19 protein-coding genes and 1 other RNA gene are annotated in these 17,724 nt (G+C 56.2%); 12 read left to right on the top strand and 8 right to left on the bottom strand.

What is annotated here, in order from left to right; genetic code table 11:
• Nucleotides 1–102: 102 nt before the first annotated feature.
• Both ppnP and AO242_RS17340 read right to left on the bottom strand, forming a co-directional pair.
• Complete coding sequence (gene ppnP / locus AO242_RS17335; protein WP_099269690.1) at nucleotides 103–384, bottom strand: pyrimidine/purine nucleoside phosphorylase; 282 nt, start codon at nucleotides 382–384, stop codon at nucleotides 103–105.
• 89 nt (nucleotides 385–473) lie between these two features.
• Entirely contained in the window at nucleotides 474–1,016 is a 543-nt protein-coding gene (locus tag AO242_RS17340; protein ID WP_095093612.1) for an exonuclease domain-containing protein, read from the bottom strand.
• Between the two features lie 442 nt (nucleotides 1,017–1,458).
• On the opposite strand from AO242_RS17340, the gene AO242_RS17345 reads away from it, so the two are divergent.
• Nucleotides 1,459–2,250 (top strand): substrate-binding periplasmic protein, encoded by a 792-nt coding sequence (locus AO242_RS17345; RefSeq protein WP_049826917.1) that lies wholly within the window; start codon nucleotides 1,459–1,461, stop codon nucleotides 2,248–2,250.
• A 36-nt stretch (nucleotides 2,251–2,286) separates the two neighbouring features.
• Here the strand turns inward: AO242_RS17345 and AO242_RS17350 are convergent, their stop codons facing one another.
• On the bottom strand, nucleotides 2,287–2,454 hold the full coding sequence (locus AO242_RS17350; protein WP_049826916.1) for a DUF2897 family protein: 168 nt from the start codon (nucleotides 2,452–2,454) through the stop codon (nucleotides 2,287–2,289).
• Nucleotides 2,455–2,540: 86 nt separating this feature from the next.
• A complete protein-coding gene (gene eat, locus AO242_RS17355; protein ID WP_099269691.1) occupies nucleotides 2,541–3,905 on the bottom strand; it encodes an ethanolamine permease in 1,365 nt (454 codons plus the stop codon).
• Between the two features lie 281 nt (nucleotides 3,906–4,186).
• On the opposite strand from eat, the gene pyrF reads away from it, so the two are divergent.
• Nucleotides 4,187–4,888 (top strand): orotidine-5'-phosphate decarboxylase, encoded by a 702-nt coding sequence (pyrF, locus tag AO242_RS17360; RefSeq protein WP_164705987.1) that lies wholly within the window; start codon nucleotides 4,187–4,189, stop codon nucleotides 4,886–4,888.
• 137 nt (nucleotides 4,889–5,025) lie between these two features.
• Here the strand turns inward: pyrF and AO242_RS17365 are convergent, their stop codons facing one another.
• Complete coding sequence (locus tag AO242_RS17365) at nucleotides 5,026–5,511, bottom strand: GNAT family N-acetyltransferase (protein WP_099269693.1); 486 nt, start codon at nucleotides 5,509–5,511, stop codon at nucleotides 5,026–5,028.
• A gap of 52 nt (nucleotides 5,512–5,563) precedes the next feature.
• On the bottom strand, nucleotides 5,564–5,839 hold the full coding sequence (locus AO242_RS17370) for a hypothetical protein (RefSeq protein WP_099269694.1): 276 nt from the start codon (nucleotides 5,837–5,839) through the stop codon (nucleotides 5,564–5,566).
• A gap of 454 nt (nucleotides 5,840–6,293) precedes the next feature.
• Between AO242_RS17370 and ffs the strand changes: the two genes are divergently transcribed.
• Both ffs and AO242_RS17380 read left to right on the top strand, forming a co-directional pair.
• An RNA gene (gene ffs / locus AO242_RS17375) (signal recognition particle sRNA small type) lies at nucleotides 6,294–6,390 on the top strand.
• Between the two features lie 604 nt (nucleotides 6,391–6,994).
• Nucleotides 6,995–7,390 carry a hypothetical protein gene (locus AO242_RS17380; protein WP_099269695.1) on the top strand — a complete coding sequence of 132 codons (396 nt, stop codon included), beginning with the start codon at nucleotides 6,995–6,997 and terminating at the stop codon, nucleotides 7,388–7,390.
• 302 nt (nucleotides 7,391–7,692) lie between these two features.
• On the opposite strand, the gene AO242_RS17385 is transcribed toward AO242_RS17380, so the two are convergent.
• A complete protein-coding gene (locus tag AO242_RS17385; RefSeq protein ID WP_099269696.1) occupies nucleotides 7,693–8,484 on the bottom strand; it encodes an N-acetylmuramoyl-L-alanine amidase in 792 nt (263 codons plus the stop codon).
• 268 nt (nucleotides 8,485–8,752) lie between these two features.
• Between AO242_RS17385 and AO242_RS17390 the strand changes: the two genes are divergently transcribed.
• Nucleotides 8,753–8,995: a prevent-host-death protein gene (locus AO242_RS17390; protein ID WP_099269857.1), complete on the top strand. Its 243-nt coding sequence runs from the start codon at nucleotides 8,753–8,755 to the stop codon at nucleotides 8,993–8,995.
• A 113-nt stretch (nucleotides 8,996–9,108) separates the two neighbouring features.
• Nucleotides 9,109–9,645, top strand: coding sequence for a GNAT family N-acetyltransferase (locus AO242_RS17395; protein ID WP_176560649.1), 537 nt, complete (start codon nucleotides 9,109–9,111; stop codon nucleotides 9,643–9,645).
• Between the two features lie 496 nt (nucleotides 9,646–10,141).
• Here AO242_RS17395 and AO242_RS17400 read toward each other — a convergent pair whose 3' ends face one another.
• Nucleotides 10,142–11,044 (bottom strand): LysR substrate-binding domain-containing protein, encoded by a 903-nt coding sequence (locus AO242_RS17400; RefSeq protein ID WP_099269697.1) that lies wholly within the window; start codon nucleotides 11,042–11,044, stop codon nucleotides 10,142–10,144.
• A 305-nt stretch (nucleotides 11,045–11,349) separates the two neighbouring features.
• Between AO242_RS17400 and AO242_RS17405 the strand changes: the two genes are divergently transcribed.
• From AO242_RS17405 to AO242_RS17430, 6 genes are all read left to right on the top strand, one after another.
• Nucleotides 11,350–12,234 carry an alpha/beta fold hydrolase gene (locus AO242_RS17405; protein WP_099269859.1) on the top strand — a complete coding sequence of 295 codons (885 nt, stop codon included), beginning with the start codon at nucleotides 11,350–11,352 and terminating at the stop codon, nucleotides 12,232–12,234.
• A gap of 418 nt (nucleotides 12,235–12,652) precedes the next feature.
• Nucleotides 12,653–13,126, top strand: a complete 474-nt coding sequence (locus tag AO242_RS17410) for a response regulator (protein WP_099269698.1) — start codon at nucleotides 12,653–12,655, stop codon at nucleotides 13,124–13,126.
• Between the two features lie 53 nt (nucleotides 13,127–13,179).
• Nucleotides 13,180–14,097 (top strand): LysR family transcriptional regulator, encoded by a 918-nt coding sequence (locus AO242_RS17415; RefSeq protein WP_099269699.1) that lies wholly within the window; start codon nucleotides 13,180–13,182, stop codon nucleotides 14,095–14,097.
• A 529-nt stretch (nucleotides 14,098–14,626) separates the two neighbouring features.
• Nucleotides 14,627–15,601 (top strand): hydroxyacid dehydrogenase, encoded by a 975-nt coding sequence (locus tag AO242_RS17420; RefSeq protein ID WP_099269700.1) that lies wholly within the window; start codon nucleotides 14,627–14,629, stop codon nucleotides 15,599–15,601.
• 13 nt (nucleotides 15,602–15,614) lie between these two features.
• Complete coding sequence (locus tag AO242_RS17425) at nucleotides 15,615–16,313, top strand: RraA family protein (RefSeq protein ID WP_099269701.1); 699 nt, start codon at nucleotides 15,615–15,617, stop codon at nucleotides 16,311–16,313.
• Nucleotides 16,314–16,425: 112 nt separating this feature from the next.
• Nucleotides 16,426–17,712, top strand: a complete 1,287-nt coding sequence (locus AO242_RS17430) for a CitMHS family transporter (RefSeq protein ID WP_099269702.1) — start codon at nucleotides 16,426–16,428, stop codon at nucleotides 17,710–17,712.
• The last annotated feature ends 12 nt before the right edge of the window (nucleotides 17,713–17,724 follow it).

A 17,724-nucleotide genomic window follows, 5' to 3' on the forward strand; every position in this document is an offset into this window, starting at 1 on the left:
GAGTCGACCTTATCGCGGGCAAGCCCAGCTCCCACAAGGGGATGTAATCTCATGTGGGAGCTGGGCTTGCCCGCGATAGGGGATACAAAAAGTCGATATGTCTCAGCGATACTCACACAGATAAGCAGTATCCACCGCCACTTTCAGCTGGAACTTGCTATTGGCAGGAACGTTGAACTGGCTGCCGGTTTCGAAGGTTTCCCAATCGGTGCTGTCTGGCAGTTTCACGCTCAGGTTGCCGGAAATGACGTGCATGATTTCCCGCTGTGCAGTACCGAACTCGTATTCACCCGCGGCCATCACACCAATCGTGGCTTGCCCTTCAGCGTGAGCGAAGGCGATGGATTTAACGGTGCCGTCGAAGTACTCGTTGACTTTGAACATGGCGATTCCTCGATAAGGGCTGGAAATTTGGGCGGCCAGTATGCCCAAGCCTGCTCAAACCGTCACCCGCTTTAGAACGCGAGTGCCAATCAGTTAGGAAGAATCAGAGGCAACAGCCGAGCGGTGTTCCGGGCGTCAACCAGGGCCCGGTGTTGCTGACCGTTGAATTGCATGCCCGCCAGTTGCAGGGCACCGTTCAGTCCCATGGGCCGCTGCAACTGGCGCTCCTTGGCGAAGCGTTGCTTGAGGTTCACGTGGGGCACAGTGCTCAGAAAACTCGTCAGGTTGTGCTGCCGCCATTCCTGCTCCAGTTGCTGACGATCATAGTCACCCCAACTCGCCCAGCCCACGACTCGCGCCTGATGGTGGCTGATCCAGCGCTCGAACGCGGGCCATACAGTGGTCAGCGGCGCGGCGCTGTCGATGTTGCTTTGGCTGATGTGGGTCAGCTCCCTGCAGAAGTTCGTCAGCAAGGGCCGACGCACCGGGCGCACAAAACGCTCGAAATGATCCAGTTCGCGCCCGTCCTGATTGACCAGCGTCGCCCCGATTTCGATGATCTCCATTTCTGCTACCGGCCAGCCGCCTTCTTCGGTCGTGGCTTCCAGATCAATCACCAACCAGTGCGGCATCTGAAGCTCCTGTCCAAAGTCGTTGATCCATTTCAGACCAAGCGTAGCCACATTCAACTGCATACGTCTATCGACGTGACTTCCAGCAACATTAGCCATTAGTCGTTGAGCGTGGCTGACGTAACTCATAGATCGACAACCGATCCGCCAATCCGTGCGATGACCTTTCGCGAGCGGCTAATACGCAGTGCTTTCGGGGCGGTATTTATTTCTTGGCCGAGCGCTTGCCTGGTTGCGCGGGCGAGCATAGATTGCTGAGCGAGTGGCAACACTGGGATCAGTTAGCCGATGAAGCTTTAATGATGGCACTTAGCAATAATTAACAGCGTGTTGGACCATTTGCTCATTGTCTTAACAATAAAAAAGACCTAGGGTTGATCAATTTCAGGGGTGCGCAGTCTTGGAGTTTTTGTCTGTGCGATTAGCGTCGCGAGCCTTGTTAATGGCCGCGGCAACGCTGCTGGCTATGCCGGTGAGTGCTGCGCAAGTCGTAAAAATTGGTGCAGCGCATTTCCCGCCCTACACCATCCGGCCGGAAAAGGGCGCGGACACCGGTTTATTACCTGAGCTCGTGGCCGCCCTGAACGCAGTCCAGCATGACTATGAGTTTGTGCTGGTGCCGACTTCAATTCCGCGTCGTTTTCGTGATTTCGAGCAGGGCCGCGTCGATATGGCGATTTTTGAAAATCCTGAATGGGATTGGCAAAACATCCCCCACGAAGCCGTCGATATGAAACTCGAAGACGCTGAAATCTTCGTCAGCCGTAAGGTGACAGGTCGCGATCAAAGCTATTTCGATGATTTGCATGGCAAGCGTCTGGCCCTGTTCAGCGGCTATCACTATGCATTTGCGCAGTTCAACGCCGACCCGAAATACCTCAACGAACACTTCAACACCACGCTGACCTATTCCCACGACAGCAACCTGCTGATGGTAATGCGCGACCGCGCTGATATTGCCTTGGTGACGCGTTCGTATCTGAGTGACTTCATGGCGCGCAACCGGGCGGAAGCTTCGCAGTTGCTGGTGTCGGAGCGGGTTGATCAGACGTACAAGCATTTCGCTTTGCTGCGCCCCAAGGCGCCCATCAGCGGCGCGCAATTCGAGCAGCTATTGCAAGCGCTGCGGGACAACGGGCAAATGCTGAAGATTTTCCAGCCGTATCGAATTGCCGTCCTCCCGATGATCAGCCACCGGGCGGTGGCAGATGAGCGAGATCATGCAGCGCGCTAAATAAAAAGACGGTGCTTGAAGCACCGTCTTTGGTCGTTAGCGATCCTTAGCCTCTTTGGCATCCATCTCGGCGTTGCGCTCGTGGACACGTTTGAGCTGCTCGTCGGTCAGTGGCAGCTTTTGCGCAGACTGGCGCAAGACCATCAAACCGCCCACCACCGAACCAATTGCTACCAGCAGAATTAACCAGGCATACCAGGGCATAGGGCTCTCCTTTTTATGTAACCGTTTGAGCAGCAGCGCTGCTCAATGGTTCAAGTCTAGTCCCGTGCCTGGTTATGTGCCGCTATTTAAAGCCCGGTCAGCATCGCATCGGCTGGTGCGTCGGCACGTGATTGCGCCGTCAGGCTGAAGTAGATGAAGCCCACGACCATGAAGCCGAGGAAGATCAGGCCGATCAGCGCGTTGAACCAGGCCATCGCAATCAGGCACACCACCGCCAGCGCCAGGGCAATGCCCGGCACGACTGGATAGCCCGGCGCGCGGAAGGTGCGCTCCAGCGAAGGTTCGGTTTTACGCAGCTTGAACAGGCTGAGCATGCTCATGATGTACATCACGATGGCACCGAATACCGCCATGGTGATCATCGCCGCCGTCAGGCTCATGCCGCCGAGGTTGATCAGGCCGTCGCTGTAGATCGCGGCAATACCGATGATGCCACCGGCGATGATGGCGCGGTGTGGAGTCTGGAAGCGCGACAGTTTGGCCAGCGAGGAGGGCAGGTAACCGGCGCGAGCCAGGGCGAAGAACTGGCGCGAGTAACCCATGATGATGCCGTGAAAGCTCGCCACCAGACCAAACAGGCCGATCCAGACCAGCATGTGCAACCAGCTGGAGTTTTCGCCGACCACGGTTTTCATTGCCTGTGGCAGTGGGTCGTTGATGTTTGACAGGGTGCGCCAGTCGCCCACGCCGCCCGCGAACAGCATCACGCCCATGGCCAGAAACACCAGGGTCAGAATGCCGCTGACATAGGCTTTTGGAATGGTGCGTTTCGGGTCTTTGGCTTCTTCAGCCGCCATGGCCGCGCCTTCGATGGCCAGGAAGAACCAGATCGCGAACGGAATCGCCGCAAACATACCGGCGATGGCCGGAGCCCCAAAAGTATCGGAACCGGCCCAGCCGTTAAGAGCAAAATTGCTGAAGCTGAATGCCGGAGCAACCACGCCCATGAACACCAGCAGCTCAGCCACGGCCAGGATGCAGACCACCAACTCAAAGGTTGCCGCCAGCTTGACGCCGAGGATATTCAGGGTCATGAACACGATATAAGCGCCGACTGCCGCCAGCTTGGGATCAAGTCCCGGAAACTGCACGTTCAGGTACGCACCAATGGCCATCGCAATCGCCGGTGGCGCAAACACGAATTCGATCAAGGTGGCCAGACCTGCAACCAGTCCGCCTTTTTCCCCGAATGCCCGACGGCTGTAGGCAAATGGTCCGCCCGCGTGCGGGATGGCAGTGGTCAGCTCGGTAAAGCTGAAGATGAAGCAGGTGTACATCAGTGCAACCATCAGCGAAGTGACCAGGAAGCCTAAGGTCCCGGCGACGCCCCAGCCATAACTCCAGCCGAAGTACTCGCCGGAGATCACCAGCCCTACAGCGATCCCCCATAAATGGAGTGTGCCCAGCGTGGGCTTGAGTTGAGTGTTCATGCGTAGCTCCCTGAAGTCTGTGGAATCATCGAAACATCCTGTTGCAGTCGCCATGCCACTCGTCGAACCATAGTCGTATTGGTCCCAAACGCGTCGTTTGCAGAACGGTTCTTGTTTGCGCGCGCCAAGAGGGTGCAGCTTTGGTGCGGTTGGTGCAGGGTGATGTCCGCTTTTGGGCGTATTCATTGGGGAGAATCGATTCAGTTCAGCGGTTCGATTACCGTCTGCGGTAAGGTTCGGATACAATGCGCGCCGATTTCGACCTACCAGAGAACCCGCTCATGTCCGTCTGCCAGACTCCTGTCATCGTCGCCCTGGATTTCCCGACCCGTGACGCCGCTTTGAAACTGGCTGACCAGCTGGACCCCAAGCTGTGCCGCGTCAAGGTCGGCAAAGAGCTGTTTACCAGCTGTGCTTCGGACATCGTCGAAACCTTGCGCGACAAGGGTTTTGAAGTATTCCTGGACCTGAAATTCCACGACATCCCCAACACCACCGCCATGGCTGTCAAAGCCGCGGCCGAGATGGGCGTGTGGATGGTCAACGTGCATTGCTCCGGCGGCTTGCGCATGATGGCGGCCTGCCGCGAAGTGCTCGACCAGCGCACCGGCCCGCAGCCGCTGCTGATCGGCGTGACCGTGCTGACCAGTATGGAGCGCGAAGACCTGGCCGGCATCGGTCTGGATGTCGACCCGCAAGTACAGGTGCTGCGCCTGGCTGCACTGGCTGAAAAAGCTGGCATGGACGGTCTGGTGTGTTCCGCGCTGGAAGCTCAGGCGCTGAAATCTGCGCATCCTGCTTTGCAACTGGTCACTCCAGGCATTCGTCCAAGCGGCAGCGCTCTGGACGATCAACGCCGCATCCTGACCCCGCGTCAGGCGCTGGACGCAGGTTCTGACTACCTCGTCATCGGCCGCCCGATCAGCCAGGCCGCAGACCCGGCCAAGGCGCTGGAAGCGGTTGTGGCAGAGTTGGGGCTTTAACAGCTATTCGCTAAAACCGAGGCGACCTTATCGCTGGCAAGCCATGCTCCCACAGGGGGAATGCGACTTTCTGTGGGAGCATGGCTTGCCAGCGATGCAGGCGCCTCGGTCTTATCTGACTCACCTGAGCGCTCAATCTACAAACCCAACACCAACCGCCGCTCATACCCGATCCGGCCCTTGTAGGCCTCGCCGGTATCCACCCAACCCTGGCCGACATACAAATTCAGCGCCGCCAGATTATCCGCATCCACCGACAACATCAGCTGCCCGATATCCGGCCACGTCTCCCGCGCAACGTGCGGCAACCCCTGCAAAAACACCTTGCCCAGGCCTTTGCCCTGAACCCGGTGATCAATCTGCAGCGCATGCAACGTCGCTGAACCTTCCACTGCCCAGTGCGGTAAAAACTCCCCACGTTTGAGCAGTAAAAATCCTACTGGCTTATCATCCATCAACAGCGCCACACCTTGAATATTCGGGCTCGGGCGGACCAGCAGCGTGTTCAGCGCACAATAAATATCCCCGGAAAACGGCAGTTGCTCCGGCAGAATCTCCAGAGCATCCAGCTGCTGGCGCTGTGTTTCGTTGAGGGTTTCGTAGCTCACAACTTGCGTATTCATCACTGCTAAATCGCACCGTCTGACAAGAAAAGTAGGCGGTGCGCAGTATGGCTCAGTGTCTGACAGAAGTGCATGGCGAGGGCGGGCTAAATATCTGCTTCTCAACGACGGTTAACGCGTCACAGCCATCGCTCAGCAACATCAGCGCGGCATTGGCGATGCAACGCACATCACAGTCATCGGCACCGTCCAGCGTCTCCAGCAGATAGCGCGCCATACGGATACGCCGGTCGGCACTGGCAAACAGAAAATCCAGCGGCGCGTGGCTGTCGATATGCATCACCGGGCTGTCGGTGTTGTTGCTCTTGAGAGGGATGAAGCGATTCATGCTGCACCTCCTCGGACGGATGGGGCAGGGGGATTGGGAGTGATCTTGAACATGTTTGAAGCTCCTATGCGAATGGGAGCCGCCAAATACTCACTTCCACATGAGTGGGTGGCAGCTGTGCGCGGGTGTGGAAGACCGGTCATAGGAACCCGGCGCACCCGAAAGTGCCCCAGCGCACAGCCGCCATAACACAACAGTCGCAGACATTACTGTCTCCGATTGCTGGTATGAGCTTTGCGTTCCTATAACCAATCCGGGCTTCCACACCCGATCGCTGATGTGCAGCGACGGCGCGACTATAAGCCCCGATCCCGAGCGCTGCAACCCACCCAACCCCCGTCACACAAGTGCTTGAGCCCTATCGGATTTTTATCCGGCCTTACGGGTTGTAACTTCGCTCAAGACCGGTACAATGGCGCGGCTCGCCGACAGGTGAGTGTCGTTATGGTGACCCCATCGGTCCCCCCGCAACGATTACCCGTGAACCTGGTCAGATCCGGAAGGAAGCAGCCACAGCGGGAACATTGTGTGCCGGGGTGTGGCTGATGGGGTTACCACCTATCTTTTAGTCCTTGAGCCTTCAAGGATTCGCAGCAAAAATCCTCTAAGTGTGGCAGCGTTCCGGTACAGCTCAGTGGTGAACGTTCTTGGGGCATAGCATCGCCAAGCTAATAGTTTCCAGTCGATAAGGATCAAGAAAGACTTATCGCGCCGTTGCCGAGTGATACGTTTTCTTTTTGAGAACCTATCTAAGCAGTGGCATCCCGGTTTTGAGATTGCCTCCGAAATTGTGGGTCAACACAATGTTGGTGATATGTGCTTGCCGAAGTCACTTTGAGCTGTTCAAACAGGTATCCACTGATGCTCTAGCAGGTTCCCTTGGCCTCTGCTTAAGCGAGAAGTGCGTCGACAAATCGCACCTCCTTAGCATCTGCGATAACGAATCTCCTCATGGGCCTGTCGACATCTGCATACATGAGTATGTTTTTCCGCCCTAGGCAGAACCACCTTGCGACCCTGCGGAGTATTCGAGAGCGCGGCTAATACAAAGGCATCAGAATTTCTCTCTCCCGAAATAGCTCCCTCAGAAGTGTCATGTGGACATCGCTTGGCCCTTACAGTAGGTTGGCCCACGAAAATCATGGAGGACCGCCTATGGGCTTGTTCACGGGCATTAAAAGCACGTTCAAAAAAACTGAAGCCGCCGTTGTTGTTCGGAATCTTCTGGAGCTTCAGGTACGCGTGGGTTTCTTCCACTCAGATCCAGCAAAGGTCGCTAACTCATTGGTTGCGGCAGTGTGGGACCAGAAGCCAGATATGTTTGACGGGGCGTTCGGACAGCGCCCACATAAACTGTCGGTAGCCGCCGTTGCCCTTGCGAGCGGTATAGAAAACATGGAAGAAGAAAACCCCGATCGGGCGGGTTTAGCAATCTCACTAGCGAATTTGCTCTCGGAGATTGAGGTTAACGGCCGCTTTTACCCCCTCAATGGAATTGATGAAGAGTTGCTCGGCATCGCCGTTGTAGTATTCAATGGCTTAGGCTACTAATCGCCACCGGCCACAAGCTAAGGTCTTACTCTCGTACGTAGGGGGCAGCATGACTTTAATTGAGGATGGAGTATTTTCTGAGCGAAGAAGCCCATATCTCTAGCGCATCTATTCGTGAGAATAATGCGGCTTATCTCGTCTTGCTTCATGCTGTCCCGCCACTATGTTTATTACTTAAGAGTCGTGGTGCCTGATGTCATTTGTCCTTGGTTCTCTCGACGAGAAACAGGGGGTTGGCTTTCGGCATTAGTATGTGCCGCCTTGTCGTAAGGCAAGCACGCATCTGCTCCGGGCTCAATCTCCTAAACATAGATCTGCTTCGTCACCTTCTTCGGAAAATACCTGTCCACCAACGCATACAGCGCTGCCGCTGTTTCAGCATCCACCACGCCGTCATATTTTTGCGGGCGGAAATGCAGCTGGAATGCCCGGATCAGGTTTTTGTACCCACTGTCAGTCATCGCCGCAGTTGGGTCATACCCGTAACGGCCTAGTTTGGCGATCATTTCGGCTTTGGCGGGCAGGGCGCTGCTGAACTGCGTTTGATAATTTTGTTTGGTTGCTTCGTCATACCACGCGCCGATTCCGGCATCGTGAAGTTCTTTCCAGGGGAAGGCGGCACCGGGATCGCTTTTACGGCCGATGGAGATGTCGCTGTGGCCGACGACGTTAACCGGCGATATGTCCGGGTAACGCTGGAGGATGTTCTTTGCCAGCTCTTTGACTGCGTCTATTTGCGTGCAGTTATAGGGCGGGAAGGTGAAAACGCCTTTGTCTTCGGTAGCCACATAAACGATTTCTACTCCAATGGCTGTGTCGTTCAAGTTGTAACGCTTCGCCCATTCGCTGACGCCTGCATGCCAGGCGCGTTCGCTTTCAGCGACGAGGTTGAAGATGCGCATGTCGGTGAAACCCGCATCGGTGTAGGTTTTATCGCTTGGGTCGGGGACGAGATAGTGCGAGCTGACCGAGGGACCGGTCAGTGCGGCGACTGATTGTTGGAAGTTACAGGCCGTGTAGTGCATCACCAGAAAGCGGGTGCGGTGGTTGAAGCTTTTGGTGGCTCTGTAACTGTTGTAATCGATAGCGTACATCGGTGAATCCTGATTAGCGTGAATGAGAAATCACGCTAGCATCGGGTGTTTTTTGTATGGCTTTAGATATGTATTACATGTTGGTTTTTTGGGTGTTTAAGATATCCGCGCGCTCTCTGTAGGAGCTGCCGAAGGCTGCGAATCGGTAAAAACTGACACACCGCTTTCGCAGCCTTCGGCAGCTCCTACAATTGGTTATTCTCGCCGTCGGAATCAATGCTACGAGAGGCCATAAAACTTATTCACGAACACCGGGATGCAATTGCGTATGCGGTTTGAAACCATCAGCTACCTGAGGAAAAACGCGGCGACGCTGGACGTGTCCGAGCCGATTGTAATAACGAAGCATGGTCTTCCAGCCTATGTGATTGAGTCCTGCGCAGCGCGCAAGCACCGGGATGAAGCCATCGCGTTGATCAAACTCATGGCTTTGGCATCTCGGGACAAAGAGCAAGGCGAGCTCATCTCGGTTGATGCGCTTATGAGTCGGCTAGCCCTGCATGACTTATAGTGATTGCTCCTTCAAGAGCGCATGAGGTCAGGTTCGCCGTTTGAATCTCGATATTTCGGCTCTTTGAATATTCATGATCCCTCAAGCTTTTCCAACCTATGCACTGCATCTAAATGACTAATCCCCAAAGCACTCAAGTCACCACCCGTGCCGCCACCCCACAGGACGCTTTGTCTATCGGTGTGCTCGGCATGCAGGTTTTTCTCGATACGTATGCCACCGAAGGAATCCGGGACGCAATTGCTCAGGAAGCGCTTGATGCCTTCTTGCCGGATACGATTTCAAAGATCATTTCCCAGCCTGACACTTTGATCGTCGTGGCCGAGGTTAATCATCATCTTGTCGGCTTCGCACAGGTTGCCTTGCGAACTGATCATGAACTGATTGGCGATTCGAGTGCTGCGGAGTTGAAACGTCTGTACGTACAGGAAAGGTTTACCGGACGAGGCGTGGGCTACACATTGCTCCAAAGCGCCGAAGAATATGCGCGGCTTGGAGGTGCTTCACTGCTTTGGGCCACGGTCTGGATTGGCAATGAGCGGGCGCTGGGTTTTTATCCTCGGCAAGATTACGAATGTCTGGGGTCGACGTTTTTCACTTTTCAAAATGAAACCCATGAAAACCGTTTGTTCGCTAAAAACATAATTTAATGAGTAGAAGATTTTCCTGTGCGAGGGGTAGCCCGTTTTTGGCGCAGCGCTGTCTCGTAGCAAACGCGTAATTTGCTGGCGCGAGTGGGCGACGATCCGCGAAGGTCGATAACGCGGTGTGCCTGATCTACCGGGTTGGCTGAATCGCGGGCAAGCCTCGCTCCCACATAGACCGCGCTATTCCGTAGGACTGGCTTTAGCCGGGAGGGCGTCGGGATATTCACTACATATTCTTCGTCAGAAGTACCGCTCTCCCGGCTGAAGCCGGTCCTACGGGATTGCAAGCAAACATAGAGTCTCCCACATACACCGCGCTATTCGTAGGACTGGCTTTAGCCGGGATGGCGTCGGGATATTCACTACATATTCTTCGTCAGAAGTACCGCTCTCCCGGCTGAAGCCGGTCCTACGGGATTGCAAGCAAACATAGAGTCCCACACGGATATTGGGGTTACTTCGCGGCAGCGCTGCTTCAATTGCAATCAGGTTATCTACTCTACGCGTCAAACCGCAGATCCTTCCTCAACCCTTCAACACAAAAGTCCACGAACGAACGCACCTTCGAAGACCCTCTGCGGCCTTCCAGATAAACCACATGAACCGGTTCTGGCTCGATCTCGAACCCTTGCAGCACGCATTTGAGTTTCCCGTCGCGCAGGTACTCGCGTATTTGGTAATACGGCACCTGGGTCAGCCCCCAATTCTGTAGGGATGCGCCGATTGCAGCCTGGAACGAGGTCAGGCTGAGCCGCGACGCGACGTCCACATTGTAGTCGCGGCCGTCGACCCGGAAGGCCCATTGCGGTGGGCGTTCTGAGGCGGATGTCGAGATGGTCGAATGCTGGCGTAAATCGTCCGGGTGCTGCGGGGTGCCGTGTTTGGCCAGGTAGGCAGGGGAGGCGCAGACCATACGACGCACGCTGCCGACCGGGATTGCCGTCAGCGTTGAGTCGGGCAGGGCACCGATGCGCACCGCGACATCTATGCCTTCATCCAGCATGGACACAACCCGATCAACCAGAATCGCGCGGATCTCCACAGCCGGGTATTGGCTGAGAAAGCGGGTCAGTAGCGGTGTGACGTGCAGCGCGCCGAACATCTGAGGCGCTGTCACCGTCAGCAGTCCACCGGGCAGTGTATGCAGGCCACCCGCAGCGTTTTCAGCTTCATCGAGGTCGGCGAGCAGGCGGCGACAATCGATGGCAAAGCGTTGTCCGGCTTCAGTAAGCCGCATGTTTCGAGTGTTACGCACCACCAGCAGAATCCCCAGCCGGGTCTCCAGGCTGGCCACGGCCCGAGTCACTGTGGCGGTAGATAGACCAAAGTGCCGGGCAACGCCGGCGAAGCTGGTTTGCTCGGCCAGTGCGGCGAAAATCGTCATTTCCTGAATTCGATCCATGTTCCACTCGCCGCGTGAGGTGACTGCCTAGAATGCTATCAGCATTGCAGGAATTGAAATGGTTAATTGAGTTAGCTGGTAATTCTCTGCAGAGGGGGTAACGAATAGCATGGATCTCTGTTCTTTCACCTCAGGTTTTGATCATGAGCAAGTTTGATCCATCAGTCGAAGCCAGCGATGCAAATGGCGTCAGTCGGCGCAAGGTTTTACAGGCATCTGCTGTGGGCGCCGCCGCTGCGCTGGGCGCTTCATTCGTGAGCGCTGCCCCTTCATCCTCCAGCTCAACTGCAAGCAGGAAAACCGTTATGGCACTCGACGATGCGTCTCGCGTTACGTTTCACACTCAGAAGGTCGGCGAGGTAGAGGTGTTCTATCGCGAAGTCGGTCCCAAGGACGCCCCGGTGCTTTTGCTGCTGCACGGCTTCCCGAGCGCCAGCCACATGTTCCGTGACCTGATGCCTCTGCTGGCAAGCCAGTACCGCCTTATCGCACCGGATTTGCCGGGTTTCGGTAACACCAAAGCGCCGCCGCGAGGGCACTTCGATTACAGCTTTGAAAACCTCTACAAAGTGATCGAGGGTTTTACCGAAGCCTTGGGGCTGAAGAAGTACGCGCTGTACATATTCGATTACGGCGCGCCAACCGGCTTGCGTCTTGCTGCGGCAAATCCGGAAAAGGTGACCGCAATCATCACCCAGAACGGCAATGCCTATCTGGAAGGCTTCAGTGATCAATGGGATCCGTGGCAAGCCTACTGGCGTGATCCTTCGGCTGCCAATCGCGAGGCCTGCCGTCCCTCGTTGTCGCCGGAGACGATTCGTGACTGGCAATATGGAACAGGATCTGATCCGCAGAAACTTTCACCGGACGGCTACAACCTCGACATCCTGTATATGGCTCGGCCAGGTGCAGAGGAGATCCAGCTGGACCTGATTCTCGACTACCGCACCAACGTGGCGGCTTACCCGGCGTTTCAGGCGTACTTGCGCAAATACCAGCCGCCGTTGCTGGCCGTTTGGGGCAAGCACGATCCGGCGTTCATCCCGCCGGGCGCAGAGGCTTACCGCAAGGATATTCCGGATGCAGAAGTGCATTTGCTGGACGCGGGTCACTTCGCACTTGAAACCCATGCGCCAGAAGTGGCCGGGTATATCCGCGAATTTCTCACACGCAAGCTGAAGCAGCAGTAAAACCGGTCAGCCAATATGGCGTCCGCCTGCACATTCATTGTGACCAGACGGACGCCATCCTTAACTGTCTCTGCCATATTCGGTTGAACTCGCGATTACGCCAGGTTTCAACCCTTACCTCTGTATTCTGACAAAACTAAGTTTTTGAATGTTAGTTGCATACGAGGGTATGCATTTGGATGTTTTATCTCTTTGGCGTGAGTAATCATTTACCCTCCGCCGTATATCCCTCCGCATTAAGTCTCCAGGTCCGCCGTTGCCTGACGTACAAACATGCCAGCCTGTCAAAGGCTCCTGCCAACACTCCTGAGTCAGTTCGTCGATACCCTCGATAGTTAATGAAACTGTCCGGTGTCACGGGAGTCATCTAGTTAACGAGGTGTATTTCAATTCACCTGTTAACGTATTCAGGAAAACCATGCGGATTTTGATTGTCGAGGATGACCCCATACTGGCGTTGCTGAACGCTGATGCTCTTGAAGAGGAAGGTCATGAGATTATTGGGCCCGCTTACGACGAAGCCGAAGCATTGCGGCTTGCCAGGGATTTCCAGGTAGACATTGCGTTTGTTGATATCAACCTCTCCGGGAACGAAGAAGGCATCAAGGTCGCGAATGTTTTACGTGATCAGTACGGCATTTTTTCTCTCTTTGTGACGGGACAGATTGTCGCCGCCCGCGAGCGGGGAGCTGAGTCAATCGGCGTTTTAAGTAAGCCTTACAGTCTTGATGATCTGGCAAAGGCTGCATTGATTGCCGGCTTTTGGTTGGCAGGCCAGCCCGCCAACATTCCGAATCCTGGGGCTCTTAAAATCTTCAATGAGCGCTCCGGGCCTCCGAAGGCATTCCCTGAACATTCCTCTCGTATCGCAACTGAACACCGGCCATCATGACGTGATGTGCAATTGCAGCAATGCAATAACCAACGTCATGTGGATGTGTATGAATGGATTTACGCGACCTTTATTACTTCGAAACCATCGCTGATCTTGGCAATCTGGGGCGCGCGGGTGAAAAGCTGCATCGCACCCAGCCTGCGCTTTCAAAAAGCATTCAGCGACTGGAAGAGACCCTCGGCACCGCTTTGTTTTTTCGTGAAGGGCGGCGCATGCGCCTCACTCCCGCAGGTGAACTGCTGCTGATGCGTGCCCGGCTTTTGCGTCAGGGCGTGCAGGAAACCCGTCGGGAAATTCAGGACTTCGCCAAAGGCACGGTGGGAAATGTTCGCCTCGGCTGTGGACCTACAGCCGCCGAATACCTGCTGCCAAGTCTGGTGTCGTTACTGCTGGAGACAGCCCCGGACCTGACGTTGGAGCTGGTCACCGGCCAGAACGATATCCTGCTCAATTCGTTGCGGACCGGGCAACTGGATCTGCTGATCTGCCCGCTGTCAGCGGTCGATGTTTCGCAATTCGAAACGTTTGCCCTGTTGCAGGATGAAGTGGTTGTGGTCGCCAGTGCGGACCATGTGTTGTTCGAGGGGCCGATCAGCATGGCAGGGTTGTGTGACTGGCGCTGGGTGCTGGCAGCACCCACGGTGGCGACCCGGCGCTGGCTGGACAACGCTTTTTTCAACCACCAACTGGATACGCCGCAGATTCAGATACAGACCAACTCCATCAACATGATGCCGCGACTGATTGCTCACACGCCGCTGTTGAGCTTCATTTCCAGGCACAACCTCGGCGTGGGCAAAATTGGCGCTACCTTGCGTGAGGTGCAATTGCCGGAAACCACTATGAAGCGCAGCTTCGGTCTGGTCATGCGCCGCGAAGCCTATGTTTCGCCACCCACCGCTTACGTCGTCGATCTGCTCAAGCGCGAAGGCTCGGGCCTTTTCACTGATCATTCCGATCTGACTTGATCTGAATTCAAAGCTTTTTCTGCAGGAGCGACCGGGGCGGCGCTTCAACTTGCCCGCGATTGCGTCAGCTCAGACGATATATCCATCGGCCGATAGATCGAATCGCGGGCAAGCGCGCTCCTACAGGTCCATGTTTGCTGCGTTAAAGCGTGGTGTCAGGGATGCCGTGGCGGCTTCTATCAAACAAAAATGCAACGACCTGATCTGGAATTCCTTTCTGTAGGAGCTCACGAGCACCGCGAGGCAGCGATGGCAGTCTGTCTGAGGCACCGCTATCGCGGCCTCGCGGTGCTCGTGCGCTCCTACAGGGATAGTGTTTGCTGCTCGACAGCGATGTGTCAGGGACGAAGGTGTTACTCAATGCCCCAGCAAGGGCGAAATGCGGGTAATTGCATCAATTAAATTCATAGTTGAATAAAAAAGCGGAAATAGATTTATACGAAGAAAAAGTTAACCATGGATGCCATAGCGGTAGGTATCGCCCGTCGATGTCTGAACCGATGCCAATAATGAAAACAAGGCGTCCTGTATGACTTACACCATTCTTGTCACCGCCGAGCGCCTGGCTCCAGCTGGACTGGACATTCTTACGCAGCGCGGCTGCCGGGTGTTGTTTGTTCGCGCCGGGCAGGAGGTCGCTGACATCGAGCGGTTGATGGCCAGCGAACCGATCGATGCGGTGATCTCCCGGACCTTCGAGCTGAGCGAGCAGGCGATTGCCGCGTCTCCGACCCTGAAAGTCATCTCCAAACACGGCGTTGGCGTCAGCAATATCCACGTTGCTGCGGCCAGTGCCCGCGGCATTCCGGTTTACGTCACGCCCGGTGCCAACGCGCAGTCGGTGTGTGAAATGACCCTGGGCTTGATGTTCGCCGCGGCACGCAAAGTCAGCTGGATGGACAGCGAGATCCGCGCCGGTCGCTGGTCCCGTGCGCAGGACGGGCTGGAGTTGAGCGGGCGCACGCTGGGCCTCGTGGGTTTTGGTCAGGTGGCGCGCAAAGTCGCGACGGTGTGTCAGGCCCTCGGTATGCAGGTGCGGGTCTACGATCCGTTTCTAAAAACCGGCAGCGATCTGCAGGGCGCTGTGGCCGTTGACTCGCTGGCAGCATTGCTCAGTGAAAGCCATGTCCTGAGCCTGCACGTGCCGCTCACTGCACAGACCCGAAACCTGATTGGCGCTGCCGAGTTGGCAATGCTTCCCGCAGGCGCGGTTCTGATCAACACCGCTCGCGGTGAAGTGGTAGACGAAGCCGCGCTGGTTGATGCGCTGCGCAGCGGTCAATTGTATGCGGCAGGTCTGGACACCATGGCCATCGAACCTTTGCCGTCCGACAGTCCCTTATTGCATCTGGATAACGTCGTGCTGACTCCTCATGTCGGCGGATCGACCCCGGCTGCACTGGCTGCAATGGCCCGGGACGCTGCTACCAACGTTCTGGACTTTCTCGACGGCAAGCCTGTGCCGCGTACTTCATGCGTCAACGCTGATCTGCTTTCCCTTTGACTGGAGATTCACCATGACCGCTTCTGCTCTCAATGACTGGCCAACCGGCTACCGCATCAATCCGCGTAACGGCGACCTCAATGTTGAACTGATCGAAGCCTTCCGAAACATTCCTGTGGCGGTGGCGGGCGACTGCCTGGGGCGCGGCATCGGCGCCAGAGGCCTGCACGTTTATCACGGCGATCTATCGCTCAAATTGTGTGGCCCAGCGTTCACTCTGCGGGTTCGCCCCGGCGACAACCTGATGGTGCACAAGGCGCTGATGATGGTGCAGCCCGGTGATGTATTGGTTATCGACGGTGCGGGCGATATCAGCCAGGCGGTGATTGGTGGCTTGGTCCGCACCACGGCATTGCGAGTAAAGCTCGGCGGCATTGTGATCGACGGGGCGGTGCGTGATCTTGAAGAGCTGGCCGAAGGCATCTTGCCGGTGTTCGCAGCGGGGCATACCCACCGTGGCCCAAGCAAGGATGGCCCCGGCGAAATCAATGTGCCAATTGCCTGCGCCGGACTTTGCGTCATGCCCGGCGATTTGATGCTGGGCGATGCAGACGGCGTGCTGGCAGTGCCGCAGGTGGATGTCGCGGCACTGCTGCCCAAAGCCATCGCCCATCTTGAGCGAGAGGCCGCGATCCGCGAAACCAATCGCCTTGGCACTGCCGACCCGGAACGCTTCGACGCACTGCTGCGCGCCAAAGGCTTGCCGGTCTGAGCACCTTTCACTGACTCTCGTTAAACCCCTGCACGGGCGATCCATGCCTGTAGCTGGCGCTTCGCATCTGTAAAAAAGTCACCCAGATAAAACTAAAAAAAAGAGGGAACCCATGCTGACGATCCTCAGCTATACGATGATCATTTGCTTCATGTACCTGGTCATGAGCCGCCGTCTTTCACCCTTGGTGGCATTGATGCTGGTGCCGGTGGTATTCGCCTGTATCGGCGGGTTCGCTGCGGGGCTTGGCCCGATGATGATCGACGGGGTGAAGATGCTTGCCCCCACCGGCATCATGCTGACCTTTGCGATCCTGTACTTTTCGATGATGACCGACGCCGGGCTATTCAACCCGCTGGTCAAACTGATCCTGAAAGTGGTGCAGGGCGACCCGCAGAAAATCGTGATCGGCAGCGCCATTCTGGGGATTTGCGTCGGCCTGGATGGCGACGGTGCGACCACTTACATCATCACCACGGCCGCGCTGTTGCCGCTTTACCGGCGCACCGGGATTCGCCTGCAAGTCATGGCGACAGTGTTGTTGCTCAGCAATGGCGTGATGAACATGTTGCCTTGGGCCGGGCCATTTTCGCGCGCCGCCAGCGCCATGCACGTGGACGTCGCCGACCTGTTCATGGAAATGCTGCCGATGATGCTGGCGGCCGTGGCATGGGTTGTGTTTGTTGCGTTTCTGCTCGGGCGCATGGAGAAGCGTCGTTTAGGTGTGATCGAGTTACGCGAAGGCGAGGGCATGGATCACTTCAAAGAGTCCTCACCCGGCGACTGGCGCTTCGCATTCAACGCTGTGCTGACGATTGCCCTGATTACCTGCATGGTCATGAGCGTATTGCCGCTGCCGATTCTGTTCATGCTGGCCTTCGGTATTGGCGCGGTGGTCAATTTCCCGAAAATCGAAGACCAGAAAGCCCTGATTTCGCGTCATGCGGGCAACGTCATGCTGGTCTCGCTGCTGATTTTTGCCGCCGGGATCTTCGTCGGCATCATGACCGGTACCGGCATGATCAAGGCCATTTCAGAGAGCCTGATCTACGTCATCCCGCAGTGGGCCGGGCAGTACATGTCGTTGATCACTGCGTTCATCAGCATGCCGGGCACCTACGTACTGACTAACGATGCGTTTTACTTCGGCATCCTGCCGATCCTCGCCGAGACCGCCAGCCATTACGGCATCGGGCCTATGGAAATGGCTGTCGCCGGGTTGATCGGGCAACCGGTGCATGTGTTGAGCCCTCTGGTTGCATCGACTTACCTGCTGTGCGGTTTGCTGGATGTCGATTATGCGAACAACCAGCGTATTTCCTTCAAATGGTCGGTGGGCACCGTGGGCGTCATGTTTGTGATGTCGCTGCTGATTGGCGCGCTTTCCATCCTGCACTAAAGCATTGGCCAT

The organism is Pseudomonas sp. ICMP 561 (genome assembly GCF_002699985.1).
Taxonomy (GTDB): domain Bacteria; phylum Pseudomonadota; class Gammaproteobacteria; order Pseudomonadales; family Pseudomonadaceae; genus Aquipseudomonas; species Aquipseudomonas quasicaspiana.

Bases quoted from the DNA above. Each gene is read 5' to 3' on its own strand.
- AO242_RS17400 (WP_099269697.1), bottom strand. From the start codon at position 11,044: ATGGATCGAATTCAGGAAATGACGATTTTCGCCGCACTGGCCGAGCAA.
- AO242_RS17410 (WP_099269698.1), top strand. From the start codon at position 12,653: ATGCGGATTTTGATTGTCGAGGATGACCCCATACTGGCGTTGCTGAAC.
- AO242_RS17385 (WP_099269696.1), bottom strand. From the start codon at position 8,484: ATGTACGCTATCGATTACAACAGTTACAGAGCCACCAAAAGCTTCAAC.
- AO242_RS17425 (WP_099269701.1), top strand. From the start codon at position 15,615: ATGACCGCTTCTGCTCTCAATGACTGGCCAACCGGCTACCGCATCAAT.
- eat (WP_099269691.1), bottom strand. From the start codon at position 3,905: ATGAACACTCAACTCAAGCCCACGCTGGGCACACTCCATTTATGGGGG.
- pyrF (WP_164705987.1), top strand. From the start codon at position 4,187: ATGTCCGTCTGCCAGACTCCTGTCATCGTCGCCCTGGATTTCCCGACC.
- AO242_RS17370 (WP_099269694.1), bottom strand. From the start codon at position 5,839: ATGAATCGCTTCATCCCTCTCAAGAGCAACAACACCGACAGCCCGGTG.
- ppnP (WP_099269690.1), bottom strand. From the start codon at position 384: ATGTTCAAAGTCAACGAGTACTTCGACGGCACCGTTAAATCCATCGCC.
- AO242_RS17420 (WP_099269700.1), top strand. From the start codon at position 14,627: ATGACTTACACCATTCTTGTCACCGCCGAGCGCCTGGCTCCAGCTGGA.
- AO242_RS17365 (WP_099269693.1), bottom strand. From the start codon at position 5,511: ATGAATACGCAAGTTGTGAGCTACGAAACCCTCAACGAAACACAGCGC.
- AO242_RS17345 (WP_049826917.1), top strand. From the start codon at position 1,459: ATGGCCGCGGCAACGCTGCTGGCTATGCCGGTGAGTGCTGCGCAAGTC.
- AO242_RS17430 (WP_099269702.1), top strand. From the start codon at position 16,426: ATGCTGACGATCCTCAGCTATACGATGATCATTTGCTTCATGTACCTG.
- AO242_RS17405 (WP_099269859.1), top strand. From the start codon at position 11,350: ATGGCACTCGACGATGCGTCTCGCGTTACGTTTCACACTCAGAAGGTC.
- AO242_RS17395 (WP_176560649.1), top strand. From the start codon at position 9,109: ATGACTAATCCCCAAAGCACTCAAGTCACCACCCGTGCCGCCACCCCA.
- AO242_RS17415 (WP_099269699.1), top strand. From the start codon at position 13,180: ATGGATTTACGCGACCTTTATTACTTCGAAACCATCGCTGATCTTGGC.
- AO242_RS17390 (WP_099269857.1), top strand. From the start codon at position 8,753: ATGCGGTTTGAAACCATCAGCTACCTGAGGAAAAACGCGGCGACGCTG.
- AO242_RS17340 (WP_095093612.1), bottom strand. From the start codon at position 1,016: ATGCCGCACTGGTTGGTGATTGATCTGGAAGCCACGACCGAAGAAGGC.
- AO242_RS17350 (WP_049826916.1), bottom strand. From the start codon at position 2,454: ATGCCCTGGTATGCCTGGTTAATTCTGCTGGTAGCAATTGGTTCGGTG.
- AO242_RS17380 (WP_099269695.1), top strand. From the start codon at position 6,995: ATGGGCTTGTTCACGGGCATTAAAAGCACGTTCAAAAAAACTGAAGCC.